Genomic DNA, 24,543 nt, shown 5'->3' with positions numbered 1-24,543 from the left:
TTCGCGCTGGGTGCTGCACTCACCAACGTCTTCGGCCGCATGGTCGGCAACCAGCGCCAGGGCTGGGCGATCCTGGCCACGATGGGTGTGCTGTTCATCGCTGGCGTCGTTATCTGCTACTGGGCGGAAGCCGCGGGCAATCCGCTGGTCCATGCGTTGGGCGTCGACGGCGCCAACATGGAAGGCAAGGAGAGCCGCTTCGGCATTGCCGCTTCGGCACTATTCGCCGTCATCACCACGGCTGCGAGCTGCGGTGCGGTGAACGCCATGCATGACTCGTTCACAGCACTTGGCGGCCTGATCCCGATGCTCAACATGCAGCTCGGCGAAGTCATCGTCGGCGGCGTCGGCGCCGGCTTCTACNAGTTCAGACGTGTGCTCTTCCGATCTACATGCAGCTCGGCGAAGTCATCGTCGGCGGCGTCGGCGCCGGCTTCTACGGCATCGTCATGTTCATCGTCATCACCGTGTTCGTCGCCGGCCTGATGGTTGGCCGCACGCCCGAATATCTCGGCAAGAAGATCGAGGCCAAGGAGGTCAAGATGGCAATGCTCGCCATCCTCACTCTGCCGTTGGTCATGCTGGTCTTCACGGCAATAGCGGTCGTGCTGCCAAGCGCCGTCGCCTCGATGGCCAATGGCGGTCCGCATGGCTTCTCCGAGGTTCTTTATGCCTACACTTCGGCGGCGGCCAACAACGGCTCGGCCTTTGGCGGCCTTTCCGGCAACACGCCCTGGTACAACATCACGCTCGGCATCTCCATGTGGGTGGGTCGCTTCTTCGTCATCATTCCAGCGCTTGCCATTGCCGGCTCGCTAGCGACGAAGAAGACGGTTCCGGCTTCCGCCGGCACCTTCCCGACCGACGGCCCGCTGTTCGTCGGCCTGCTCGTCGGCGTCATCCTGATCGTCGTCGGCCTGACCTTCTTCCCGGCACTGGCGATCGGACCGATCGTCGAGCACCTGGCTGCCATCAACGGCCAGACATTCTGAGGCTTGTCATGTCCTGGTTCTACCCGAAACGCATGAAGGCCCGGCCGCGAGCCGGCCCACGAGCCGGCAATGAGGGGGAGGAAACGCCCCCTCCCTTCCCCAGCGTATCTACCTTCCTCGGCCTCGCGGCAGTCATGATCGTGATCTGGCTGCTGGCCTATGGTCCGCCGCCCCTCTTTTCGGCATCCGATCGGTCGGTGCCGGCCAACAGTTCAGATACTGGAGCCACCAAATGAGCCAGTCCAAATCCGCGAGCATCATGGATGCCCGCATCCTGTGGCCGGCCATCGGCGGCGCCTTCAGGAAACTCGACCCCCGCACGCTGGTCAGGAACCCGGTGATGTTCGTCGTCGCCATCGTCTCGCTTCTTACCACGGTCCTGTTCGTCAAGGATCTCGCCACCGGCGGCGGCGATTTCGGCTTTACGCTGCAGATCGTCATCTGGCTGTGGTTCACCGTGCTGTTCGCCAACTTCGCCGAGGCCGTCGCCGAAGGCCGCGGCAAGGCGCAGGCCGATTCGCTGCGCAAGGCGCGCACCGAAACCCAGGCCAAGCTGCTTGCCGGCGAAGACCGCTCCAGGTTCAAGCTGGTGCCCGGCACCAGCCTGAAGGTTGGCGACATCGTGCTGGTCGAAGCCGGCGACATCATCCCGTCCGACGGTGAAGTGATCGAAGGCGTGGCCTCGGTCAACGAGGCGGCAATCACCGGCGAGTCCGCACCCGTCATTCGCGAATCCGGCGGCGACCGTTCGGCGGTCACCGGCGGCACGCAGGTTCTGTCCGACTGGATTCGCGTGCGCATATCAGCCGCCTCCGGCCACACCTTCCTCGACCGCATGATCTCGCTGGTCGAGGGTGCCTCGCGCCAGAAGACNGCCAGAAGACGCCCAACGAGATCGCGCTCAACATCCTGCTCGTCGGCATGACGCTGATCTTCGTGCTGGCCACCGCCACGATCCCGAGCTTTGCCTCCTATTCCGGCGGCTATATCCCGGTGACGGTGCTGGTCGCGCTGTTCGTCACCTTGATCCCGACCACCATCGGCGCCCTGCTGTCGGCCATCGGCATTGCCGGCATGGACCGCCTGGTGCGCTTCAACGTGCTGGCCATGTCCGGCCGTGCCGTCGAAGCGGCGGGCGACGTCGATACGCTTTTGCTCGACAAGACCGGCACCATCACGCTCGGCAACCGCCAGGCCACCGAATTCCGCCCGGTCAAGGGCGTCACCGAACAGGAACTGGCCGATGCCGCGCAGCTCGCCTCGCTCGCCGACGAGACGCCTGAGGGACGCTCGATCGTCGTGCTGGCCAAGGAGAAATACGCCATCCGCGCCCGTGACATGGCAACCTTGCATGCCAGCTTCGTGCCCTTCACCGCGCAGACCCGGATGAGCGGCGTCGACATCGATGGCTCGTCGGTGCGCAAGGGCGCCGTCGATTCGGTTCTCGCCTATGTCAGCCAGTCGTCATCGGCCACTCACGGCACGCGCCCCGGCAGCGACACCGTCAAGGATCTCCAGGCGATCGCCGACGAGATCGCCAAGTCGGGCGGCACGCCGCTGGCCGTCGAGCGTGACGGCCGCCTGCTCGGCGTCGTCCACCTCAAGGACATCGTCAAGGGTGGTATCCGCGAGCGCTTTGCCGAACTGCGCAAAATGGGCATCCGCACCGTGATGATCACCGGCGACAATCCGATGACTGCGGCGGCGATCGCAGCCGAAGCCGGCGTCGACGATTTCCTCGCCCAGGCCACGCCCGAGGACAAGCTGAAGCTGATCCGCGACGAACAGGCCAAGGGCAAGCTGGTCGCCATGTGCGGTGACGGCACCAACGACGCGCCGGCCTTGGCGCAGGCCGATGTCGGCGTCGCCATGAACACCGGCACGGTTGCCGCCCGCGAGGCCGGCAACATGATCGACCTCGATAGTGACCCGACCAAGCTGATCGAGATCGTCGAGATCGGCAAGGCGCTGCTGATGACGCGCGGCTCGCTGACGACCTTCTCGATCGCCAACGACGTCGCCAAATACTTCGCCATCATCCCGGCCATGTTTGCCGTCTTCTACGTTGCGCCGGGACATACAATCGGCCCCCTGCAAGCGCTCAACATCATGCATCTGGCGACGCCGCAGAGCGCCATCCTGTCGGCCATCATCTTCAACGCGCTGATCATCATCGCTCTGATCCCGCTGTCGCTTAAAGGCGTCAAATACCGCGCCATCGGCGCCGGCGCGCTGCTCAGCCGCAACCTGCTGGTCTACGGCCTCGGCGGCATCATCGTTCCCTTCGTCGGCATCAAGGCGATCGACATGATCGTCACCGGCCTCGGCCTCGCTTAAGGAAATACGTCCATGCTCACTCAGATAAGACCCGCTGTTATCATGATCGTCTTTTTCACCGTTTTGACCGGCCTGATCTATCCCCTGGGCATGACCGGCATCGCCCAGGCGCTGTTTCCGCACCAGGCCAATGGCAGCTTGATCGAGAAAAACGGCACGGTCATCGGCTCCGAACTGATCGGCCAGGGCTTTGCCGACGACAAGTATTTCCATGGCCGCCCCTCGGCTGCCGGCGACGGATACAACGCCGCAGCGTCCAGCGGCTCCAATCTCGGTCCAACCAACCCCAAGCTGATCGACCGCATCAAGGGCGATGTTGCAAAGCTGAAGGCGGAGAACCCGAACCAGCCGGTGCCGATGGATCTGGTGACGACGTCCGGCAGCGGCCTCGACCCCGCCATCAGCCCGGACGCCGCCTATTTCCAGGTCGCTCGGGTGGCCAAGGCCAGGGGCTTCGACGAAGCCAAGGTCAAGGCGCTTGTCGACAGCCATGTCGAAGGCCGCGAACTCGGCTTCCTCGGCGAGCCGGTCGTCAATGTGCTGGCGCTCAACCTGGCACTGGACGATACCAAGCAGTGAGAGACAATCTCTGAAGCCAGGGGCCGGGGATCGACACGATCCTCGGCGCCGTTCATGATCGAGCCTGATGCCGGACGCCAGAAGCAACGATACCAGACCCTCTCCGGACGCGCTGCTCGAGCATGCGGAACGGGAAGAGCGCGGCCGTCTGCGGATATTTCTCGGCGCGGCCCCCGGCGTCGGCAAGACCTATGAAATGCTGATGGCCGGCCGCGCCAGGTTGGCCGACGGCGTCGACGTAGTGATCGGCGTCGTCGAGACCCACGGCCGCAAGGAAACACTGGCGCTGGTCGACGGCTACGAGGTCATCCCGCGCCAGAAGGTCGACTACAAGGACCGCGTGCTGAATGAGATGGACATCGACGCCATCCTCGCCCGCCGGCCGGCGCTGGTGCTCGTCGACGAACTCGCCCACACCAACGCACCCGGCAGCCGCCACCCCAAGCGCTATCTCGACGTCCAGGAAATCCTTGCGCGCGGCATCGACGTCTACACCACGCTCAATATCCAGCATGTCGAGAGCCTGAATGACGTCGTGGCACAGATCACCCGCGTCAGGGTGCGCGAAACGGTCCCGGACTCCATCATCGACCAGGCCGACGACATCGAGATCATCGACCTCACGCCCGACGACCTGATCAAGCGGCTGAAGGAGGGCAAGGTCTATTTCCCCAACACTGCCCAGCGCGCAGTCGAAAACTATTTCTCGCCGGGCAATCTGACCGCGCTTCGGGAATTGGCGCTGCGCCGCACCGCCCAGCGCGTCGACGAGCAGTTGCTCAACCACATGCAGTCGCACGCCATTCCCGGCCCCTGGGCGGCGGGCGAAAGGGTGCTCGTCTGCGTCGATGCGCGTCCGGGCGGAGCGTCTCGTGTCCGCTATGCGCGCCGGCTGGCCGACCGGCTGCGCGCACCGTGGACGGCGCTGCATGTCGACACGCCGCGTTCGGCCGGCATGTCGGAGGAAGACAAGGACCAGCTGGCCACGCTCTTGCGCCTGGCCGAGCAGCTCGGCGCCGAGGTGACGACCATTCCGGGCCAGAACGTCGCCCAGGACATCGTCCGCCACGCCACAGTGAACAACTTCACCCATATCGTCGTCGGCAGGCCGACCCGCTCGCGCTGGCGCGAACTGATCGAGGGCTCGCTCACCTACGATCTGATCCGCAATGCCGGCGATATCAGCGTCCATGTCATTTCAGGAACGGAGCGCGACAACGAGGCCACGTCGAGGGTCAAGGCGGCGGCCGAGCAGACGCCATTTCAAATCTGGCCTTATCTTTTCTCGACCGTCTATGTCGCCGGCGCGCTTGCCGTCAGTGCCGTCCTCGATCAGTTCCTCGACGTTCGCAACCTTGCCAGCGTGCTTCTGCTGGCGGTGCTGACATCGGCAGTGACCTTTGGCCTGTGGCCGGCGCTGTACGCCTGTTTCCTCAGCGCCATTGCCTTCAACTTCTTCTTTCTCGAGCCGCGCTACACGATGACGATCCGCGATCCGGAGAGCATCGTTGCCTTCGCCGTCTNCCGTCTTCCTCGTCGTTGCCGTCATCGCCAGCAATCTGACGGCGCGTGTGCAGCGTCAGGCAGCCGCCGCCCGTTCACGCGCCCGGGCCACCGAGGACATCTACCTCTTTTCAAAGAAACTCGCCGGCGCCGGCACGCTCGACGACGTTTTGTGGGCCACCGCGTTCCAGATCGCCTCGATGCTGAAGCTGCGCGTAGTGCTGCTGTTGCCGGAAGAAGGCACGATCACCGTCAAGGCCGGTTATCCCCCCGACGACACGCTGGCCGAGGCCGACATCGCGGCTGCACGCTGGGCCTGGGAACACAACCGGGCTGCCGGCCGTGGCGCCGATACCCTGCCCGGGGCAAAACGGCTCTACCTGCCCTTGCGGACCGGCCGTACCGCCATCGGCGTCGTTGGCCTCGACAATGACAAGCAGGGGCCGCTCTTGACGCCCGAGCAACAGCGCCTGCTCGACGCGCTGGCCGATCAGGCGGCGGTTGCCATCGAGCGCATCCAGCTGGTCGCCGATGTCGATCGCGCCAGGCTGGCGGCCGAGGCCGACCGCTTGCGCTCGGCACTGCTGACGTCGATCTCGCATGATCTGAAGACGCCGCTGGCGGCCATCATGGGCGCGGCCGGCACGCTCAGGGAATTTGCGCCGGCACTGCCCGAGAACGATCGGGCCGAGCTGCTGACCACCGTGCTCGACGAGTCCGAACGGCTGAACCGCTTCATCGCCAATCTGCTCGACATGACCAAGATTGAATCCGGCGCCATGGAGCCGAATTTTGCTCTCCACTATGTCGGCGATGTCGTCGGCTCGGCCTTGCAACGGGCGCGCAAGATCACTGCCGGGCACAAGACCGAGGTTGATGTTCCGGCCGACCTGCCGATGCTGAAGCTTGATCCCGTGCTGTTCGAACAGATGCTGTTCAATCTGCTCGACAATGCCGCGAAATACGCGCCACAGGGATCGACAATCCGGCTGCAGGGCTGGGCCGACAATGGCTCCGTCGCGCTGCAGATCATGGATGAGGGACCGGGCATTCCGCCCGCCGACCTGGAGCGCGTCTTCGACAGCTTCTACCGGGTGCGCAAGCGCGATCAGGTCCAGGCCGGCACCGGGCTCGGCCTGTCGATCTGCCGGGGCTTCATCGAGGCGATGGGCGGCACGATCATGGCGGCGAACCGCAGCGATCGCCCGGGCGCAGTCTTCACAATCCGCATGCCGAGGTTGGTACAATCGTCCGATACGGACGTATCAGGTGTGGACGAGCAAGCATCTGGTGATCCGGCATGACAAATTCCAACGTCAGCATACTGGTCGTCGATGACGAGCCGCCGATCCGCAAACTGCTGCGCGTCGGCCTCGGCAGCCAGGGTTATGCGGTCAGCGAAGCGCCCAACGCCAACGCTGCGATCGAACTCGTCGACGCGCAAAAGCCGGATCTGATCCTGCTCGATCTCGGCCTGCCCGGCATGGGCGGCCTCGACCTCCTGCGCAAATGGCGCGGCGACGGCCTCGACGTGCCCGTGGTCATCCTGTCCAGCCGCACCGACGAAGCCGGCATCGTCGCGGCGCTCGAACTCGGCGCTGACGACTACATCACCAAGCCGTTCGGCATGAACGAGCTGGTCGCCCGCATCCGCGTCGCGCTGCGCCACAAATTCCAGCAGCAGGGCGAAAAGCCGGTGTTCCACACCGGCGATCTCAGCGTCGACCTGGTCAAGCGCATCGTCAAGGTCGAAGGCAAGGAGATAAAGCTCTCCCCCAAGGAGTACGACATATTGCGCATTATGGTGCAGCATGCCGGCAAGGTGCTGACCCACCATTTCATTCTGAAGCAGGTGTGGGGCGATTCGACCGACGTGCAGTATCTGAGGGTCTATGTCCGCCAGCTCCGGCAGAAGATCGAAAAGTCGCCCGACCAGCCGCGCTACATCACCACCGAAACCGGGGTGGGGTACCGGCTACGCGAGGTTGAGTGACCGGACGTTTTCCGCTCAGTCCGCCGAGAGTTCCGCGGTCCGTGCCAGTGCGCCGCCGAAGCCGTTGAGCGGGATGGTGAAACTCACCGCTTGACCGGTGTCGGCCGCGAAGGCGTCGATCTTCAGCGTGGTGGCTGCCTTCAGCAGCGGCGTGACGCTGGCATCGAACGCCACCGGCACCAGGCAGCCGACGGCCTGGCAGGTGTTGAACGGCAGGCTGCCTTCCAGCTTCTGGTCGTCGATGGTCAGGCTGACGCCTTTGGCGAGCGCCAGGCCGAACGGCAGCGCCAGCGTTCCGGCGGCATCCTCGCCGCTCTTGCTCGACAGCTCGATCGCCAGCAGGCGCTGGTTGGACTGCTTGTTGAACTGCTGATGCGACAGGCTGCAAACCTTGGCCGTGCCGGTTACCTGGCAATTGACCGTCCAGTCGCCATGTGTCTCGGACAGCGCCGAGGCGCCGCCAGGCAATGTCGGGCCGGCAGCAGGGGCGGGCGCTGCGGCGGCAGGCGCCGCCTTGTCGGTCTTGGTTTGCGCCGCGACTGCCACCGGGCCAAGAATACAGATGCTGCCCAGTAGCGCCGCGAAATATACTTGCCTGCTTTTCATCAATATGCTCCCGATTGTGCCTCGAGTCAGCCGCGATTGAGCCCGAGATCCGCGCCCGATAGAGCGGTCAATCGATCTTTTCTGTCAAGTGCGGCCGGGCCGCTTCCTCAGGGATTTCGCCAACCCGTGGCAGATCGGCCCATGGCAGACCGGCCCATGGCAGATCGAGACGAACGCCCTATATAGAGAGGAGGTTATATCTGTACGGGAATGAACTGATGTCGACGCTTCGCCTATCGACAGTTCTCATGTCGGCAATGCTGGCGGCGGCAACGCTCGCCGGCATCATGCAATCTGCTGCGGCTCAGTCCGTCAATCCCAGCGCCAACCGGCTGATCCAGCAGAACCAGCTGCAGCAATTGCGCAACAGCCTGCAGCGGCAGCAGTTCCAGCAACAGCAGCAGCAATATCGCGAGCAGGACCGTCGGATCGTGCCGCAGCCGCGCCCCGAAGTGCCCGTCGTCCGGCAAGCTTGTCCGATTCAGATCGTCAACAACCAGATTGTGCGTGTTTGCCGTTGATATCGGTCGCTTGCGATTTACTTAGTCGACTTATTTACTAAAAATGCCTCATTGCCTCGCGGGCATATCAGGGGTTTGCAGGCGGCGTGCGGCGGTGCGCCCGCCGACCGGATTTTCAGCACATGGCGACGACCAAGAAAAAGGCGGTACGCAAGGCAAGGCGAGGCGAACGCATTCGCCAGGTCGCCGCCATTCCCTTTCGCCTGGACGTTTCAGGCAATTTCGAAGTGATGCTGGTGACGTCGCGAGCGACGAAGCGGTTCATCGTGCCCAAGGGCTGGCCCATGAAAGGCAAGAGCGGGCGCAAGGCCGCCACCATCGAGGCGCGCGAAGAAGCCGGCGTGCTCGGCAAGACCCGCAAGGCGCCGGCCGGCAGCTATTCCTATTGGAAACGGCTGGAGCACAATTTCGTGCGCGTCGACGTCGTCGTCTATCTGTTGGAGGTGTCCGAGGAACTGGCCAACTGGCAGGAGGCCAAGAGCCGCCAGCGGGCATGGCTCAAGCCGCAGGACGCGGCGTTGCTCATCGATGAGCCGGATCTCTCGACGCTGATGGCCAACCTGGCGCCGCCTCAGCCGGCAGTGCCGGACCCGGCCTGACCAACCTCACTTGCCCTCGTCCCCTTCAGCGGGACCCTGGTCCCCTGGAAATGGCCGCAGCGGCGTGCCCGTATAGGCCCACAGCCATTCGCGCGGCAGCGGCCCTTTGTTGCGCTCGCTTTGCTGCGACTGTTCCCATGCATGCGCCAGGATGCCGACCGAGCGCGAGAGCACGAACAGGCCGCGCGTCAACGGCGGCGGAAAGCCGAGCTCGCCATAGATGACGGCGGTGGCGCCGTCGATGTTGAGCGGTATTTTCTTCCCCTTGCGCCGTGCCACCTCTGATTCGACGGCCTCGGCGATGTCGGCAAAGCGTCCGCTGACGACGCCGCGCGCGGCAAACTCGCGCGTCACTGCGATCAGGCGCGGCGCGCGCGGATCGACCGGGTGGAAGCGATGGCCAAATCCCGGCACATAGCCTTTCTCCTCGGCGAAGAAACGGTCGAGCCGTGCGGCTACGGCTTGGTCCAGCGCAACACCCTGGTCAAGTGCCACGGCAATGTCGCCATAGAAGGACAGCGCCTGTTCGCCGGCGCCGCCATGCACGTCACCCAGCACGTTGACGGCGGACGCCATGGCGCTGTTGATGCCGACGCCGCAGGTGATGGCCATGCGGGCAATGGCGATCGACGGCGCCTGCGGCCCGTGGTCGACGGCCGCCCCCAGCGCAATGCCGAGCAGCGCCGCCTGCTCCTCGCTCGGCAATTCGCCGCGCAGCATCAGCCAGATCGTGGCCGGAAAGCTGACGCGGCCGATCAGCTCCTGGATTTCATAGCCGCGCAGCCGGATGATGCCGGGGCCCATCTCGATGATGCCGGTCTGCCACCACTCCTCGCCGCGCTCGCGGCCGGTTTTTCTCTCGCTCACGCGCTTCTCCTGGCGCGCGGCGGCAGGGTGGAAAAAACCTCGTCCATATGCTCGCCCAGCACAGGCGGCGGCAGGACCGGCAAGGGTGCCGCGCCATCGACCATGAAGCCGCCGCGCACCACGGTCAGCGGCTCCGCCATGCCGGGCAGACCCTGGAAACGCGTGGTCATGTCGCGCTCGACCACCTGGCGCTCGCCAAGCACTTGGGGGATCGTCAGCACCCGGCCCGCCGGAACGCCGGCGCGGTTGAACTTTTCTTCCCAGGCAGCCGCCGAGGCGCTCGCAAGCGCTGTCTCGATCAGCCCTTTCAAGGAGGCGCGGTTCTGCTTGCGCGTCTCGCGCTCGGCAAAGCGCGGATCGTCGGCCAGCTCCGGCTGGCCGATCAGCCGGCAAAGCGTGACGAACTGCTCCTGCTTGTTGGCGGCGATGTTGAGCAGGCCGTCGCCGGTGCGAAACGCGCCGGAGGGCGCAGCCGTCATGTTCTCATTGCCCATCGGCTGCGGCTCGACGCCGGCGGTCAGATAGTTGGACACCGGCCAGCCCAGCGCCGACAGCGTGCATTCGAGCATCGAGACATCGAGAAACGCGCCCTCGCCCGAGGTCTTCTGCTTGACCAGCGCCGCGGCAATGGCGAAGGCCCCGACCAGCCCGCCCAGCGTGTCGGCGACGGGATAGCCGACCCGCAAGGGTGCTGTCTCCGGCGTGCCGGTGATGCTCATGATGCCGGACAGCCCCTGGATGATCTGATCGTAGGCCGGATTGTCGCGCATCGGCCCGCTCTGGCCGAACCCTGATATGGCGCAATAGACGAGACCGGGGCGGACCGCTTTCAGCACCTCATAGCCGAGACCCAGCCGCCCCATCACGCCCGGTCGAAAGTTCTCGACCAGCGCGTCGGCCGAGGCGACGAGATCGAGGAAGCGTTCGCGGTCGGCTTCGCTTTTGAGATCCAGCACCACCGATCGTTTGCCGGCATTCTGGGCCAGGAACGACGCGCCCATGCCGGCTTTGTTGAGCGCCGGCGAGGCGCCGAGCTGACGCGCCAGATCGCCGCCTTGCGGCGTCTCGACCTTGATGACATCGGCGCCGAGCAGCGCCAGCTGGTAGGCGCAGTAAGGACCTGCCAGCACATTGGTCAGGTCGAGAATGCGGATGCCGGCAAGCAGATCGGTCATGATGCTCCAGGTCGCTCAGGCATCGCCCGGCACATGCTCCGGCCCGCGCCGGCGCCGATGCTCGATGAAGGCCCAGATATGCGGACCGGCGAGCCCGATGAAGGCAAGGATCAGCAGCACCAGCGACAGCTTGTGGGTGTAGAACACCGACCAGTCGCCGTTCGAGATCGTCATCGCCCGGCGGAACTGCGTTTCGGCAAGCGGCCCCAGGATCATGCCGATGATGACCGGCGCTGTCGGGAAATCGAAGCGCCGCATCAGGAAGCCGGCGGCCCCCAGGAGATAGAGGATGAAGAGGTCGATCGGCGATTGCGAGATGCCGTAGGTGCCGACGGTGGCGAACACCAGGATGCCGGCATAGAGCTGCGGCGCCGGGATTTTCAACAGCCGTACCCACAGCCCGATCAGCGGCAGGTTGAGGACGACCAGGATGACGTTGGCGATGAACAGGCTGGCGATCAGGCCCCAGACCAGATCGGCCTGCGTCGTCAACAGCAGCGGTCCCGGATTGATGCCGTAGCTCTGGAAGGCCGACAGCATGATTGCGGCGGTCGCCGAGGTCGGCAGGCCAAGGGTGAGCATCGGCACCAGCACGCCGGCGGCAGACGCATTGTTGGCGGCTTCCGGTCCGGCAACGCCCTCGATGGCGCCGACCGTGCCGAACTCCTCCTTGTGCTTCGACAGCTTCTTCTCGATGGCATAGGACAGGAAGGTCGGGATCTCGGCGCCGCCGGCAGGCATGGCGCCGATCGGGAAGCCGATGAAAGCGCCGCGCAGCCATGGCTTCCACGATCGTCCCCATTCGGCCGCTGTCATGTAGAGCGATCCCTTGAGCGGCACGATCTCGTCCTTGCCGGCATAGCGGCGCGAGGCCATGTAGAGCGTCTCGCCGACGGCAAACAGGCCGACCGCGGCAATGATGACATCGACGCCATCGAGCAGTTCGTTCATGCCGAAGGTGAAGCGCGGCTGTCCCGTCTGCAGGTCGACGCCGATCATGCCGATGACGAAGCCGATGAACAGGCTGGTGAGGCCGCGCACGGAGGACGAGCCGAGCACCGCCGAAACCGTGATGAAGGCGAGCACCATCAGCGAGAAATATTCGGCCGGCCCGAAGGCCAGCGCGAACTTCACCACCACCGGCGCCAGGAAGGCGACGCCCATCGTGCCGATGGTGCCGGCGACGAAGGAGCCGATCGCCGAGGTCGCCAGTGCCGCGCCGCCGCGACCCGAGCGGGCCATCCTGTTGCCTTCCAGCGCGGTGACGATGGTGGCGCTTTCGCCCGGCGTGTTGAGCAGGATCGAGGTCGTCGAGCCGCCATACATGGCGCCGTAATAGATGCCGGCGAACAGGATGAAGGAAGCCTCCGGCGCCACCTGGTAGGTGATCGGCAGCAGCAGCGCGATGGTCAGCGCCGGCCCGAGGCCGGGCAGCACGCCGATGGCGGTGCCGAGCGTGGTGCCGACCAGGCACCACAACAGGTTCATCGGCGAGAAAGCGACGGAAAATCCGTGGGCGAGATGGCCGAGCGTCTCCATGGCGTCAGCCCCTTACAGTGGCGATGATCGCGTCGATCACCGTGTTCAGCTGGTTTTCGATGAAGCCGGCGCCAATGTTGACGCCGAGCGCCCTGGCAAAGCCGAAATAGGCGGCAAGCGCCAGGATCAAGCCGGTCAGCGCATCGCGCAGCGTGTGCTTGCTGCCGAAGCCATAACAGACGAGCACGAACATGATGACCGAGGCGGCGGTGAAGCCGAGCGGCTGGATCAGCACCAGATTGGCGACCAGGCCTGCAACGACGATGCCCATCGCCTTCCAGTCGGTCGGCGTTTCCTTTTCCTCCTGCGGCTGCCAGCCGCCGCGCAGCGCGGCGACGATGAGCAGCAGCGAAAGCACGATCATGCCGGTCATGGTGATGTAGGGAAAGACGGTCGGCCCGACCTTGGAATAGAGCGGCGAAACCGGGATCGCCAGGGTCTGCCACGCCACGGCCGCAGCACAGGCGAGAAGCCCGATGCCGATCAACAATTCGGGCATGGCAAGGCGCGGGGGCGCCGGCTGCTGGTCGCTGGTGCTCATCGATGTCCTCCCGAGATGGCCGGCATCCTCCCGCCGGCCGCATCCGCAGTTTCACTCCCAGCGCATGATATGTCCATGCCGCAGGCGAATGTCGGAGGGGCGGCCGTGGCCGCCCCTGAAGACATCAGGCGAGGCCGAGATCCTTGAGGATCGCGGTGATGCGGGCGGTGTCGTCGACGAGGAATTTCGCATAGTCGTCGCCGGTAAGCAGGATGGGCGTCCAGTTACGGTTCTTGCACTCGGCTGCCCAGGCATCGCTCTTGGCCATGGTCTCGATCATCGTGACCATCGCCGCCTTGTCGGCGTCGGAGACGTCTGGCGGTGCGAAGACGCCGCGCCAGTTGAACAGTTCGACGTCAATGCCGGCTTCCTTCATCGTCGGTGCGTCGATGCCGTCCTGGCGCTTGTCGGCGGAGATCGCCAACAGCCGAAGCGCGCCCGCCTTGACCTGCTCGGAGAACTCGCCGAAGCCGGAAATGCCGGCCGCCACCTGGTTGCCGAGCAGCGCCGACAGCGCCTCGCCGCCGCCGGCGAAAGGCACATAGGAGAGGTTGGTTGCCGGAACGCCGACCGTCTTGGCGATCAGCCCGAACAGGATGTGGTCGGAGCCGCCGGCCGAGCCGCCGGCCACGGGAACCTTGGTCGGATCCGCTTTGAGCGCGGCGACGAAATCGCCGGCCGTCTTGAACGGCGAATCCGCCGGCACCACCAGCGCCTCGAACTCGCCGGTGAGGCGGGCGATGGGCGTCACTTCGGAAAGGTTGTTGGCCGATTTGTTGGCGATGATGGCGCCGACCATGACCATGCCGGCCACCATCAGCGAATTGCCCTTGCCCTTCCACTGGCTGATGAACTGCGGCAGGCCGACAGTGCCGCCGGCGCCGCCGACATTGGTGATCTGCGAGCCGGAGATCAGTTTTTCACTGCGCAGCACCTGGTCGATGGTGCGCCCCGTCTGGTCCCAGCCGCCGCCGGGCGCGGCCGGCACGAAGATCTGGATCTGCGGTGCATCCTGAGCGAAAGCGGGCGTCAAATGCGTTGCGACGAATCCGGCAGCGCCTGCGGCCGCGGTGCTCATCAAAAATCTGCGTCTGTTCAGCATGGGATTCCTCCAAATCACGACACCTCCTCCGGTGCCTGCCAGAAACGTAGCCTGAAAACAGACCCGCTCGGCAAAAATTCATGCCGATTTCGGTACGTTCTGTCAACAGGAACGCTGTTCTACTAGACAGAACCATGGATGTGCGGCACAATCGCTTCGGCCGGCCTTTGTCCGAGCAGGTAAACTGGAATGAAACTGTTCGTGAGATGACCGAAGCGCGATCCCAGCCGTTGCCGGCCGATGGCGTTGCCGCGCTCGACCGCGCGATCGCCATTCTCGACGCGTTCGCGACCGCCGACCGCTCGCTCAGCCTGGCCGAGATCGCGGCGCGCACCGGGCTCTACAAAAGCACCATTTTGAGGCTGGCGAACTCATTGCTGCGCGGGCAGTTGCTGGAGCGGCTCGACGATGGCCGCTACCGCATCGGACCCGCCACCTTCCGGCTCGGCGCGCTCTACCAGCGCTCCGTGGTGGCGGTCGACATCCTGCTGCCGATCATGCGCGATCTCGCCGAGCGCAGCTGGGAAAGCGTGGCGTTCTATGTCCGCTCGGGCGACGCCCGCACCTGTCTCTACCGCGTCGAATCCAAGCATCCTATCCGCTACACGATCCGGGAAGGCGACCTGCTGCCGTTGCTCACCGGCTCGGGCGGCCGCGTGCTGGCAGCGTTTTCAGGCCAGCCGGGCGAACCATACGAGACCATCCGCAAGGCCTGCCACTATCTGTCGATCGGCGACCGCGACCCTGAGACGGCGGGCGTCTCGGTGCCGGTGTTCGGACCGGGCCGCGTTCTGCTCGGCGCCTTGACGCTCGCCGGCCCGTCGACACGCGTCGATACGGCGTTCCTGCGCCGCATGACACCGGACCTGCTGGAGGCCGCCGCTCGCGCCACCCGCGCCTTCGGCGAGGATGCCTCGATGCTGGAGCAGGCAGCGCGCCTAGCCGGCGCTGAAACCGTGATCGGCCTCAGTTCGCCTTGACCAGCACCACGCGGCGGTTCTTGGCGCGGCCGGTTTCGTCATCATTGCTGGCGACAGGCGCCATCATGCCGGCGCCGGCGGCGGTCAGCCGGCCGCCATCGATGCCGTATTTCGAGACCAGCGCCGCCTTTACCGACTGCGCCCGCCGCGACGACAGATCGATATTGTAGTCGAAGGCGCCCTGGTTGTCGGTATGACCGACGACGATCACCGCCATGCCGGGCTCGTTGGTCAGAAGCGTCGAGATCTCCTTCAGCGTCGGTTCCGATTCCGGCTTGATGTCGGCCTTGTCGGTGTCGAAGAAGATGCCGTAGAGCGAGATGGAGCCGGTGGCCGACAGCGATTCCGCCATCTTGGCCGCTTCGACCACCACCATCTTCTTGTCGCGCGCCTTGGGCTCCAGCACCTGAACGACGGCGATGGTGCGGCCGTTGAGTTCCTTGCAGTAGAGGTCGTCGATCAGCGAATAGGCCTGAACCGTGACATAGGCGTCGCCGCCATCCTGCGGCACCTTGGCAGCGAAGAAGCGCTGGTCGTTGATACCGGTGGTTACCGCACAGGCGCCATTGGAAAAGGCCGCGTCCTTGACGTCGCTTTCATGGAAGAAATACATCATCAGGCTCATGTCGCCGCCGCCACCGCTCGACGACCGGTCGGCGGCGCCGCCGCACTCTTCCTTCTTGCATTCGAACAGGACTTCGCCGCCGGCGGCCGCGATCACATCCTGGTAGTTGCGCAGCACTTCGAGCGGGGAGCGCTCGGCCGGCAGCACATAGACGATGCGGGTCAGCGCGCCTTCGACCTCGGCCTTCTTGTCCGGCGCGAACACACGGTTGTTCATCGTGTCACGGGCATCCGGATCGGCGCTCGGCTTCAGCGGCGACAGCGGCACTGTAAAATCGGTATAGGCGAATTTTTCGTAGGAGACGATGAACGACCCCTCATAGCGCTTGGCCAGATGATTGTCGGCACCGCCCTCGATGTCGGCGGTCGGCACCGTCGCATCGGCGCCCGCCAGTTGCACGGCCGCCAGGAGCAGCAGCCCCGCCCAGAAAAGCTTCAGAAATATCGCATTGATCGCACGCATGGTCGGCTCCCCCAAAGAGCAATTCCAGGAAAAGTGTGAGCGGTTTTCCCACAGGAATTGCGTAGCTAGATTAGAATAGCCAACCCTGGCAGAACGTGGAAATTGCGTCGATGAAGCGCTTCACACCCGCCGTTCGAGCAGGATCGTCGGCCCGTCGTGATAAGTGGTTTCCAGGACCTTGGTGTAGCCGCACTTTGCCGCGACGTTCAACGAGCCGGTGTTTTCCGGATCGATGATGCAGACGGTTCTCGCGCCGGCAAAGGTTTCGTCGCCCCAGGCCAGGGCCCTTCTGACGACTTCGCTGGCAAGACCCTTGCCATGCGCTTGCGGCGCCAGCGCCCAGCCGGCTTCCGGAATGCCCTCGAGCGACGGCTCGATGTCGCGCTTCAGATCGTGGAATCCGGCCTCGCCGATGAAGCGACCGCTGGCCTTGTCCTCGACCGCCCAGAAGCCGTAGCCAAGCAGCGACCACAGGCCGGCATGCCGCAGGAACCGCATCCAGCTTTCCTCCCGCGTCCGCGGCTTGCCGCCGATGAAACGGGTGGTGACGGGGTCGGCCCACATGACAGCATAGTTGTCGAAGTCTTCGATCCGGTGCGCCCGCATGATGGTCCGTTCCGTTTCGAGAACCGGGACGCCGGCTGTTTTTGGACTGCCCATGAAACTCTGCCTCCGTTGACGGTCAGCGCTTAGCAAACCAGCGCGCCCGGACAAGGGCCAAGCCGGATCATCATTCAGCCAGGGAAGCTTCCGAACGGCCTGGCGCGACCAGGCGGTCGAAGCGAACAGCGTCGGCTTACTTTCAGCCGTGCCAGACCATCTTCATGTAGAGCCCACCGCGCCGCAATTCGTCCAGCATCTGGTCGAGCCGCTTCTGCCTGGTGTCGCTGCGTTTGGCGCGGGCGACCCAGCCGAGATAATCGTTCTTCTGGTAGTCCGGCCGCGCCTCGTAGGCCGCTGTCAGTCCTTTTTCGGTCAGGGCGATGCGGATGTCGTCCGGCATCGGGTACAGGGCGCGCTTCAGTCCGGTCATTTCAGAAAACCCCAGCTGTCAGGATGGCGACGCCGATGGTCCAACCCAGATCCGCCTCTGGGAATTCTGCCGAACGATGCTACCTTTCGCAACCGGTCCGGCAAGGGCCGGTCTCGATACCGCCAATGGGAGGAGAACGCCATGGACACCACCGATCTCGTGCTTGCCATTTTCCATCATCTGCTGGTGTTCTCGCTGGCCGGCATCATTGGCGCCGAATTTGTCCTGATCCGCGGCGACCTCTCCGCCGCCACGCTGAAGCGGCTTGCCGGCATCGACCGCCACTACGGCATCCTCGCGATGTCGATCATCATCGTCGGCATCGGCCGCGTCGTCTACGGCCTGAAGGGCTGGGAGTTCTATGTCTACAACTGGGTGTTTTGGACCAAGATGGCGGCATTCGGCATCGTTGGCCTGCTGTCGATCATCCCGACCATCCGCTTCATCTCCTGGAACCGGCAAGCCAGTGCAAATCCCGGCTTTCAGGTGCCGGTTGCGGAACTCGCCTCGGTGAAGACCTATGTGCGCGCCGAAGCCTTCATCTTCCTGCTGATCCCGATCTTCGCGGCGGCGATGGCGCGCGGCTACGATTATTGAAGCAACGCCAACACCAAACCCATCTCCTCCGGGCATACTCCCCACTGATCGCCATGGTTGCGCACGACTGTATTTTGCAGTTTGCGTCAGGCGACAATCTGTTAGCTTGCCTTTGTTGCACCCTCGCTGCCTGACCTGCACAGCGATCGGAGATTGATATCCTGGGAGGAGAATTACGATGAGGAAAATTGTAGCCGCCCTGGCCGCCGCCGCGGCCGTCACGCTTTATTCGTTCACCGCCAGCGCACAGACCTATCCCGAGCGCACCATCACCGTCGTCGTGCCGTTTGCGGCCGGCGGTCCGACCGACACGGTCACGCGGCTCGTCGCCGAAGCCATGTCGAAGGATCTCGGCCAGCAGATCATCGTCGAAAATGTCGGCGGCGCCGGCGGCACGCTGGGCGCCGGCCGCGTCGCCAACGCCGACCCGGATGGCTACACGCTGCTCCTCCATCACATCGGCATGGCGACCAGCGCGACCCTCTACAGGAAACTCGCCTACGACACGCTGAACGCCTTCGAGTATGTCGGCCTCGTCACCGAGGTGCCGATGGCGATCGTCGCCCGCAAGGACCTTGAGCCGGTCGACCTGAAAGGGCTGGTCGAATACGCCAAGACCAACAAGGACACCATCACCGTCGCCAACGCCGGCATCGGCGCTGCCTCGCATCTGTGCGGCATGCTGTTCATGAGCGCCATCGGCACGCCGCTGGTCACCGTGCCCTACAAGGGCACCGGCCCGGCCATGACCGACCTTCTCGGCGGCCAGGTCGACATTATGTGCGACCAGACCACCAACACCACCAAGCAGATCCAGGGCGGCACGATCAAGGCCTATGCCGTCACCACGCCGGAACGCCTCGACGTGCTGAAGGACGTGCCGACGACCATCGAAGCCGGCCTGCCCGCGGTGCAGGTCGGCATCTGGCACGGCCTCTATGCGCCGAAGGGCACGCCGGCCGAGATCACCGGCCGACTGTCGAAATCGCTCCAGGTCGCACTGAAGGACCCCAACGTCATCGCCCGCTTCGCCGAACTCGGCACCAAGCCGTCGTCCGAGGCCGACGCGACGCCGGCAGCGCTGAAGGCCAAGCTGGAAGGCGAGATCACGCGCTGGAAGCCGATCATCGAAGCCGCCGGCCAATACGCCGACTGAGGCTTGAACGGGGCGCTGCCGGCGCCCCGTTTTCGCTTCGACGTCCGTTTTCACATTTGCAACGGCAAGCCCGTTGCAAGGGTCAGGGGAGGACCGCCATGAAACCTTTCGCCATCGACAGGACAAACGGCCTGTGCGCCGCGCTGTTCATCTTTTTCGGCGCCTTTTTCGCGATACAATCGCTCGGCCTCGAAATCGGCACCGCCTTTCGCATGGGACCGGGCTATTTCCCGCTGGTGCTGGCGATCGTGCTGATCGTGCTCGGCGCCATCATCCTCGTCCAGGCGGTGCGCGTCGAGGACGAGCCGATCGGCCCCATTGCGTGGCGCGGCATGCTGTTGATCCTGCCGGCGCCGATCTTTTTCGGCATGACCGTGCGCGGCCTCGGCTTCGTCCCGTCGATCTTCCTGACGGCGTTGATCGCCTCTTTTGCCAGCGCCCGCATGAAGCCGCTGACGGCACTTCTGCTGTCGGCCGGCCTGACGCTGTTTTCGGTGCTGGTCTTCAGCTACGCGCTCGGGCTGCCATTCCAGCGCTTCGGCCCCTGGTTGCCCCAATGGCTGGCATTGTGAGGCGCTGAGATGGACCTCCTCAGGAACCTCGAACTCGGCTTTTCGACGGCCACCACGCCGGCCAATCTGGGTTTTTGCCTCATCGGCGTTCTGCTCGGCACGCTGATCGGCGTCCTGCCCGGCATCGGCGCCACCGCAACCATCGCCATGCTGCTGCCGATCACCTTCCAGATCGGCGACCCGGTCTCGTCCCTCATCATGCTGGCCGGCATCTACTACGGCGCCCAGTATGGCGGTTCGACCACCGCCATTCTCATCAACATGCCCGGCGAATCCTCCTCGGCCGTGACCGCCATCGACGGCTACCAGATGGCCAGGAACGGTCGCGCCGGGGCGGCTCTGGCGATCGCCGCGATCGGCTCGTTCTTCGCCGGCACGGTGTCGACCTTTCTCGTCGCCGTCTTTGCCCCGCCGCTGACGGCAATAGCCCTGCAATTCGGCGCGGCCGAATATTTTTCGCTGATGATCGTCGGCCTCGTCTCGTCCATCGCGCTCGCCCACGGCTCGATCGTCAAGGCGCTGGCGATGGTCGTGCTCGGCCTGCTGCTCGGCATTGTCGGCACCGACATCTACACCGGCACGCCGCGCTTCACGCTCGGCATCCGCGAATATGCCGACGGGCTGAACTTCGTCGCGGTGGCGGTCGGCGTCTTCGGCGTTGCCGAGATCCTGCGCAATCTCGAAAACGAGCACGAGCGCTCGGTGATGATCAAAAAGGTCTCCGGCCTGATGCCGACCCGCGACGACTTCAAGGCGATGGCCGCGCCCATCGTGCGCGGCACGATCATCGGTTCGGCGCTCGGCATCCTGCCCGGCGGCGGCGCGGTGCTTGCGGCCTTTGCCTCCTACACGGTCGAAAAGCGCGTGTCGAAACACCCGGAGGAGTTCGGCAAGGGCGCCATCGCCGGCGTCGCCGGACCGGAATCGGCCAACAATGCCGGCGCCCAGACCTCCTTCATTCCGATGCTGACGCTGGGCATTCCGGCCAATCCGGTCATGGCGCTGATGATCGGCGCCATGATCATCCAGGGCATCGTGCCCGGCCCCAATGTCGCGATCGAGCAGCCGGCGCTGTTCTGGGGCATCATCGCCTCGATGTGGATCGGCAATCTGATGCTGATCGTGCTGAACCTGCCGCTGATCGGGCTATGGGTGAAGCTGCTGACGATCCCCTATTATGTGCTCTTCCCGATCATCATGGCGTTCTGCTCGATCGGCGTTTACAGCGTCAACACCAACGCCTTCGATCTCTACGCGGTCGCATTCTTCGGCCTGCTCGGCTACATCCTGACCAAGCTGCGCTGCGAACCCGCACCCCTGCTGCTCGGCTTCGTGCTCGGCCCGCTGCTCGAGGAAAACCTGCGCCGCGCCATGATCCTGTCGCGCGGCGACCCCTCGACCTTCGTGACGCGGCCGATCAGCGCCGGCCTGCTGCTCGTCGCACTGGCCGTGCTCGTCGTCGTCTTCCTGCCGTCGGTCAAGAAGAAGCGCGAAGAGGTGTTCGTGGAGGAAAGCTAGTTGTCGGGACGCCGGGCGCCGCGATTTCCACGAGCGGCGCCGGCACGTCTGTCGTCTTCACCTCGGCCTTGCAGAGATCGGCGATGACGCAGGCCGGGCAATCGGGCTTGCGCGCCTTGCAGACATAGCGGCCATGCAGGATCAGCCAGTGATGCGCATGGCGCATATACTCGTCCGGGATGATCCGCAGCAGCCCTTGCTCGACCTGTTCGGGCGTCTTGCCTGGCGCCAGGCCGAGGCGGTTGCCGATGCGGAAAATATGGGTGTCGACCGCCATCGTGTGCTGGCCGAATGCCATGTTGAGCACGACATTGGCGGTCTTGCGACCGACCCCCGGCAGCTTGACCAATTCATCGCGCTCGCTGGGCACCTCGCCGCCGTAATCGCGTATCAGCGCCTCCGAGAGCGCCACGACATTCTTGGCCTTGTTGCGCCAGAGCCCGATCGTGCGGATGTACTCGCCGACCCTGGCTCCGCCCAGCGCCAGCATCTTTTCAGGTGTGTCGGCGACCTTGAACAACGCCCGCGTCGCCTTGTTGACGCCGGCATCGGTCGCCTGCGCCGACAGCACCACGGCCACCAGCAGCGTGAAGGCGTTGACATGCTCGAGCTCGCCCTTCGGCTCGGGCCGTTGCACCGAAAACCGCCGGAAGATCTCATGCACCTCGGCCGCGCTGTAGAGCGAACGGACCCGCGCCGGCGCCGGTCGCGGCTTGGCATTCGAGCCGTCGCGCCGCCCGGGCGGCAGTTCACTTTTGGATAGGGAAAGATTTTTGGACTTGGGGCTGGCCATTTCCCTCCTATAATATCCTGGGATGAGCGACACAAACGCCTCGTTTCAGGCCGACGAGCCATTCTTCCAGGCGCTGCTGACACCGCACCGCTCGCTGGGCCGCACCGGCTTTGCCGTGCTGATGGGCGCGCTGCTGTTCGGCTGGGTGGTGACCGGGGCGTTTTTCCTGTCGCGCGGCGCCTGGCCGGTGTTCGGCTTCTTCGGCCTCGACGTCATCGCCGTCTACATCGCCTTCCGCGCCAACTATCGTGCCGCCCGTGCCCGCGAGGAAGTGTCGGTGTCGCGCACCAGCCTCGACATCCGCAAGACGGCGCCCTCGGGAAAGTCGGAAGCGCATCGCTTCAACCCGTTCTGGGCGCGCTTTTCCGTCGCTCGCCATGCCGAGATCGGCATCACCAGGATGACGGTGGAAGCACAAGGACAGAATGTGCCGATCGGGTCATTCCTGGACCCTGACTCCCGCGAGAGTTTTGCCAATGCATTTTCACGTGCTCTGACAAAAGCCAGGACGCGTTAGAGTCGGCGCGTCAGAACCGGTAGCGTAAAATCCTGCCGACCTTGCGCAATGCGGGAATGTGTCTCCAGAGCCCGATGAACAGTTTTGCGGACCAGCTCATATGCGCTGTGCGTTCCGCGCTGTAGGCCGAGATATCGTCGACAAAGCGCAGCTTCGGAACGGCACGCTCCAGTACCTGCGGGTCGTCGATCGCCCAGTGAACCTCGGCGCCCGTCGCCCTGATGGTCGGATTGAGGCGCAGCATCTTCAGGCCGAAGTGGCTGTAGGCGTCGAACATCAGCTCGCCGCCGGCAAGATGCGCGACAAGGCGTGACAGCAGCCGTGGCCCCTCCTCTACCGGGAGATAAGGCGTCAACCCCTCCATCACCACGACGGCCGGACGATTGCTCGGCACTTCTGCCAGCCAGTCTGGGTCGGTTACCGAAGAGCCGACGAGGTGGTAGTGGTCCCGGGACGGGTAAAGCTTGCGCCGGAGCGCGATGACATCCGGAAAATCGACATCGAACCACTCCACGCCTTCGGGTGGATCGACACGGAAAATGCGCGTATCGAGCCCGCAGCCGAGATGCAGCACGATGGCGCCGGGATTTCTGGCGATGAAGTCCTGAACGCGGACATCATACGTCTTGGCCCGGATCGCCAGGCCGATGCCGAGATTGGTGTCGACCTTGAGGCGCGAGAAATCATAGTCGATCTTGCGCACGGCCTCGTCGGCGAAGCGATCCCCGAGCAGCGAATGCGGCAGCCGGCTTTCCAGTGCCTTGCCATAAAGCGTCATCAGCAAGGTCTCCCTTGCTCCGCTCAGATTCACCCTTTCGCCGGCCATTGGCATCTCCCGGGGCGCAATCCAGTATTTATCTGGGAACAGGCGGCAACAAGGCAAGTTTCGGGTGGTTGCAAGGGGCGGAAAGACCGATATTCGCGGTCAAGGAGATATTGCCATGAACGCCCAGATGACCATGAATACGCAGATGAAACCGACAGCGATCCTGCAGCACGACATCACCCCCAACGGCAGCGACTACGAGGTCGTGCGCCGCGCCATCGAGAAGATCAGCCTCGACTATCGCGACCAGCCCTCGCTGGAAGCCTTGGCCGCTGATGTCGGCGAGACACCCACGGGCCTGCAAAAGCTGTTCACCCGCTGGGCCGGCCTGTCGCCAAAAGCCTTCCTGCAGGCGGTCACCCTCGACCATGCCCGCAAACTGCTCGATTCCGGCATGCCGCTCCTCGAAACATCGTTCGAACTCGGCATGTCCGGCCCCGGCCGGCTGCACGATTTGTTCGTCACCCACGAGGCGATGTCGCCGGGCGACTACAAGACGCGCGGCGCTGGCCTGACCATCCGCTACGGCTACCACATCTCGCCCTTCGGCATCGCCCTGATCATGGTCACCGACCGTGGCCTTGCGGGGCTCGCCTTCAACGATCCGGGCGGCGAGCGGGCGGCTTTCGCCGACATGTCGGGCCGCTGGCCGAACGCCACCTATGTCGAGGACATGAGCGCCACCCAGCCCTATGCGGCGCGCATCTTCGATCCGACATTGTGGCGCGCCGACCAGCCGCTGCGCGTGGTGATGATCGGCTCCGACTTCCAGCTGCGCGTCTGGGACGCGCTGCTCAGGATCCCGATGGGCAAGGCCTGCACTTATTCTTCGATCGCCTCCAGGATCGGCGCGCCAAACGCCAGCCGGGCGGTGGGGGCGGCGGTCGGCGCCAACCCATTGTCCTTCGTCGTCCCTTGCCATCGGGCGCTGGGCAAGTCCGGCGCACTCACCGGCTACCACTGGGGCCTGACCCGCAAACGCGCCATCCTCGGTTGGGAAGCGGGCCAGACCGCGTCCTGAAGCTGCCCGCATCAAACAACACCGGCGAAATCCCTTCGCCGGTGTTTTTCTTTTTGCGAGCTCCCGGCGCAAAACATCCGCACGCTCTG

At 64.6% G+C, this 24,543-nt stretch carries 23 protein-coding genes and 2 pseudogenes; 14 read left to right on the top strand and 11 right to left on the bottom strand.

Annotated features, from left to right (window positions below):
- The first annotated feature begins 1,000 nt into the window (after nt 1-1,000).
- From X751_RS157620 to X751_RS157630, 5 genes and pseudogenes are all read left to right on the top strand, one after another.
- Complete coding sequence (locus X751_RS157620) at nt 1,001-1,228, top strand: hypothetical protein (protein ID WP_023686545.1); 228 nt, start codon at nt 1,001-1,003, stop codon at nt 1,226-1,228.
- Nucleotides 1,225-3,329: pseudogene (gene kdpB, locus X751_RS01000000163575) on the top strand (potassium-transporting ATPase subunit KdpB). The gene X751_RS157620 and the pseudogene kdpB overlap by 4 nt, the downstream one beginning before the upstream one ends.
- Before the next feature lie 12 nt (nt 3,330-3,341).
- Entirely contained in the window at nt 3,342-3,908 is a 567-nt protein-coding gene (gene kdpC, locus X751_RS157625) for a potassium-transporting ATPase subunit KdpC (RefSeq protein WP_023744101.1), read from the top strand.
- Nucleotides 3,909-3,975: 67 nt separating this feature from the next.
- Nucleotides 3,976-6,715, top strand: a pseudogene (locus X751_RS01000000163570) (sensor histidine kinase KdpD).
- Complete coding sequence (locus X751_RS157630) at nt 6,712-7,404, top strand: response regulator transcription factor (RefSeq protein WP_023704189.1); 693 nt, start codon at nt 6,712-6,714, stop codon at nt 7,402-7,404. Before X751_RS01000000163570 ends, X751_RS157630 begins: the two are co-directional and overlap by 4 nt.
- A 15-nt stretch (nt 7,405-7,419) precedes the next feature.
- Here X751_RS157630 and X751_RS0132810 read toward each other — a convergent pair whose 3' ends face one another.
- Nucleotides 7,420-8,010 (bottom strand): invasion associated locus B family protein, encoded by a 591-nt coding sequence (locus X751_RS0132810; protein ID WP_023669715.1) that lies wholly within the window; start codon nt 8,008-8,010, stop codon nt 7,420-7,422.
- Between the two features lie 218 nt (nt 8,011-8,228).
- On the opposite strand from X751_RS0132810, the gene X751_RS157635 reads away from it, so the two are divergent.
- Both X751_RS157635 and X751_RS157640 read left to right on the top strand, forming a co-directional pair.
- Nucleotides 8,229-8,531, top strand: a complete 303-nt coding sequence (locus X751_RS157635; RefSeq protein ID WP_023683090.1) for a hypothetical protein — start codon at nt 8,229-8,231, stop codon at nt 8,529-8,531.
- 122 nt (nt 8,532-8,653) lie between these two features.
- Nucleotides 8,654-9,130, top strand: a complete 477-nt coding sequence (locus tag X751_RS157640) for an NUDIX hydrolase (RefSeq protein ID WP_023669717.1) — start codon at nt 8,654-8,656, stop codon at nt 9,128-9,130.
- A 6-nt stretch (nt 9,131-9,136) separates the two neighbouring features.
- Here the strand turns inward: X751_RS157640 and X751_RS0132805 are convergent, their stop codons facing one another.
- The 5 genes from X751_RS0132805 to X751_RS157655 all read right to left on the bottom strand — a co-directional run bounded on the left by X751_RS0132805 (nt 9,137) and on the right by X751_RS157655 (nt 14,354).
- Complete coding sequence (locus X751_RS0132805) at nt 9,137-9,997, bottom strand: citryl-CoA lyase (protein WP_032892537.1); 861 nt, start codon at nt 9,995-9,997, stop codon at nt 9,137-9,139.
- Nucleotides 9,994-11,172 (bottom strand): CoA transferase, encoded by a 1,179-nt coding sequence (locus tag X751_RS0132800; protein ID WP_031246961.1) that lies wholly within the window; start codon nt 11,170-11,172, stop codon nt 9,994-9,996. Before X751_RS0132800 ends, X751_RS0132805 begins: the two co-directional genes overlap by 4 nt.
- Before the next feature lie 15 nt (nt 11,173-11,187).
- Nucleotides 11,188-12,711, bottom strand: coding sequence for a tripartite tricarboxylate transporter permease (locus X751_RS157645; RefSeq protein ID WP_023744100.1), 1,524 nt, complete (start codon nt 12,709-12,711; stop codon nt 11,188-11,190).
- A 4-nt stretch (nt 12,712-12,715) separates the two neighbouring features.
- Complete coding sequence (locus X751_RS157650) at nt 12,716-13,252, bottom strand: tripartite tricarboxylate transporter TctB family protein (RefSeq protein ID WP_023700086.1); 537 nt, start codon at nt 13,250-13,252, stop codon at nt 12,716-12,718.
- 124 nt (nt 13,253-13,376) lie between these two features.
- The gene (locus tag X751_RS157655) at nt 13,377-14,354 is read right to left on the bottom strand and encodes a tripartite tricarboxylate transporter substrate-binding protein (protein WP_023744099.1); all 978 of its coding nucleotides are present in this window, start codon (nt 14,352-14,354) and stop codon (nt 13,377-13,379) included.
- A 206-nt stretch (nt 14,355-14,560) separates the two neighbouring features.
- Here X751_RS157655 and X751_RS157660 point away from each other — a divergent pair, with 206 nt between their 5' ends.
- A complete protein-coding gene (locus X751_RS157660) occupies nt 14,561-15,334 on the top strand; it encodes an IclR family transcriptional regulator (protein ID WP_023683085.1) in 774 nt (257 codons plus the stop codon).
- On the opposite strand, the gene X751_RS157665 is transcribed toward X751_RS157660, so the two are convergent.
- The 3 genes from X751_RS157665 to X751_RS157675 form a co-directional block, all read right to left on the bottom strand.
- Complete coding sequence (locus X751_RS157665; RefSeq protein ID WP_023744098.1) at nt 15,321-16,421, bottom strand: OmpA family protein; 1,101 nt, start codon at nt 16,419-16,421, stop codon at nt 15,321-15,323. The genes X751_RS157660 and X751_RS157665 overlap by 14 nt on opposite strands.
- Before the next feature lie 120 nt (nt 16,422-16,541).
- On the bottom strand, nt 16,542-17,081 hold the full coding sequence (locus X751_RS157670; RefSeq protein WP_023726468.1) for a GNAT family N-acetyltransferase: 540 nt from the start codon (nt 17,079-17,081) through the stop codon (nt 16,542-16,544).
- A gap of 142 nt (nt 17,082-17,223) precedes the next feature.
- Complete coding sequence (locus X751_RS157675; RefSeq protein WP_023669726.1) at nt 17,224-17,454, bottom strand: YdeI/OmpD-associated family protein; 231 nt, start codon at nt 17,452-17,454, stop codon at nt 17,224-17,226.
- Between the two features lie 141 nt (nt 17,455-17,595).
- Here X751_RS157675 and X751_RS157680 point away from each other — a divergent pair, with 141 nt between their 5' ends.
- The 4 genes from X751_RS157680 (at nt 17,596) to X751_RS157695 (ending at nt 21,297) form a co-directional block, all read left to right on the top strand.
- Nucleotides 17,596-18,051, top strand: coding sequence for a DUF2214 family protein (locus tag X751_RS157680; protein WP_023669727.1), 456 nt, complete (start codon nt 17,596-17,598; stop codon nt 18,049-18,051).
- Nucleotides 18,052-18,229: 178 nt separating this feature from the next.
- A complete protein-coding gene (locus X751_RS157685) occupies nt 18,230-19,207 on the top strand; it encodes a tripartite tricarboxylate transporter substrate-binding protein (RefSeq protein ID WP_023744097.1) in 978 nt (325 codons plus the stop codon).
- A 98-nt stretch (nt 19,208-19,305) separates the two neighbouring features.
- Nucleotides 19,306-19,779 (top strand): tripartite tricarboxylate transporter TctB family protein, encoded by a 474-nt coding sequence (locus X751_RS157690; protein WP_023744096.1) that lies wholly within the window; start codon nt 19,306-19,308, stop codon nt 19,777-19,779.
- Between the two features lie 9 nt (nt 19,780-19,788).
- A complete protein-coding gene (locus tag X751_RS157695) occupies nt 19,789-21,297 on the top strand; it encodes a tripartite tricarboxylate transporter permease (protein WP_023683079.1) in 1,509 nt (502 codons plus the stop codon).
- On the opposite strand, the gene nth is transcribed toward X751_RS157695, so the two are convergent.
- On the bottom strand, nt 21,257-22,090 hold the full coding sequence (gene nth / locus X751_RS157700; RefSeq protein WP_023691952.1) for an endonuclease III: 834 nt from the start codon (nt 22,088-22,090) through the stop codon (nt 21,257-21,259). The genes X751_RS157695 and nth overlap by 41 nt on opposite strands.
- 22 nt (nt 22,091-22,112) lie before the next feature.
- On the opposite strand from nth, the gene X751_RS157705 reads away from it, so the two are divergent.
- On the top strand, nt 22,113-22,607 hold the full coding sequence (locus tag X751_RS157705) for a DUF2244 domain-containing protein (RefSeq protein ID WP_023744095.1): 495 nt from the start codon (nt 22,113-22,115) through the stop codon (nt 22,605-22,607).
- Nucleotides 22,608-22,617: 10 nt separating this feature from the next.
- On the opposite strand, the gene X751_RS157710 is transcribed toward X751_RS157705, so the two are convergent.
- Nucleotides 22,618-23,433 carry a class I SAM-dependent methyltransferase gene (locus X751_RS157710; protein ID WP_023737543.1) on the bottom strand — a complete coding sequence of 272 codons (816 nt, stop codon included), beginning with the start codon at nt 23,431-23,433 and terminating at the stop codon, nt 22,618-22,620.
- 115 nt (nt 23,434-23,548) lie between these two features.
- On the opposite strand from X751_RS157710, the gene X751_RS157715 reads away from it, so the two are divergent.
- A complete protein-coding gene (locus X751_RS157715; protein ID WP_031192912.1) occupies nt 23,549-24,454 on the top strand; it encodes a methylated-DNA--[protein]-cysteine S-methyltransferase in 906 nt (301 codons plus the stop codon).
- Nucleotides 24,455-24,543: the final 89 nt, after the last annotated feature.

The sequence above is a fragment of the Mesorhizobium sp. LNJC394B00 genome (assembly GCF_000502555.1).
Lineage (GTDB): Bacteria > Pseudomonadota > Alphaproteobacteria > Rhizobiales > Rhizobiaceae > Mesorhizobium.
This window is presented reverse-complemented; position numbering and strand designations above follow the sequence as displayed.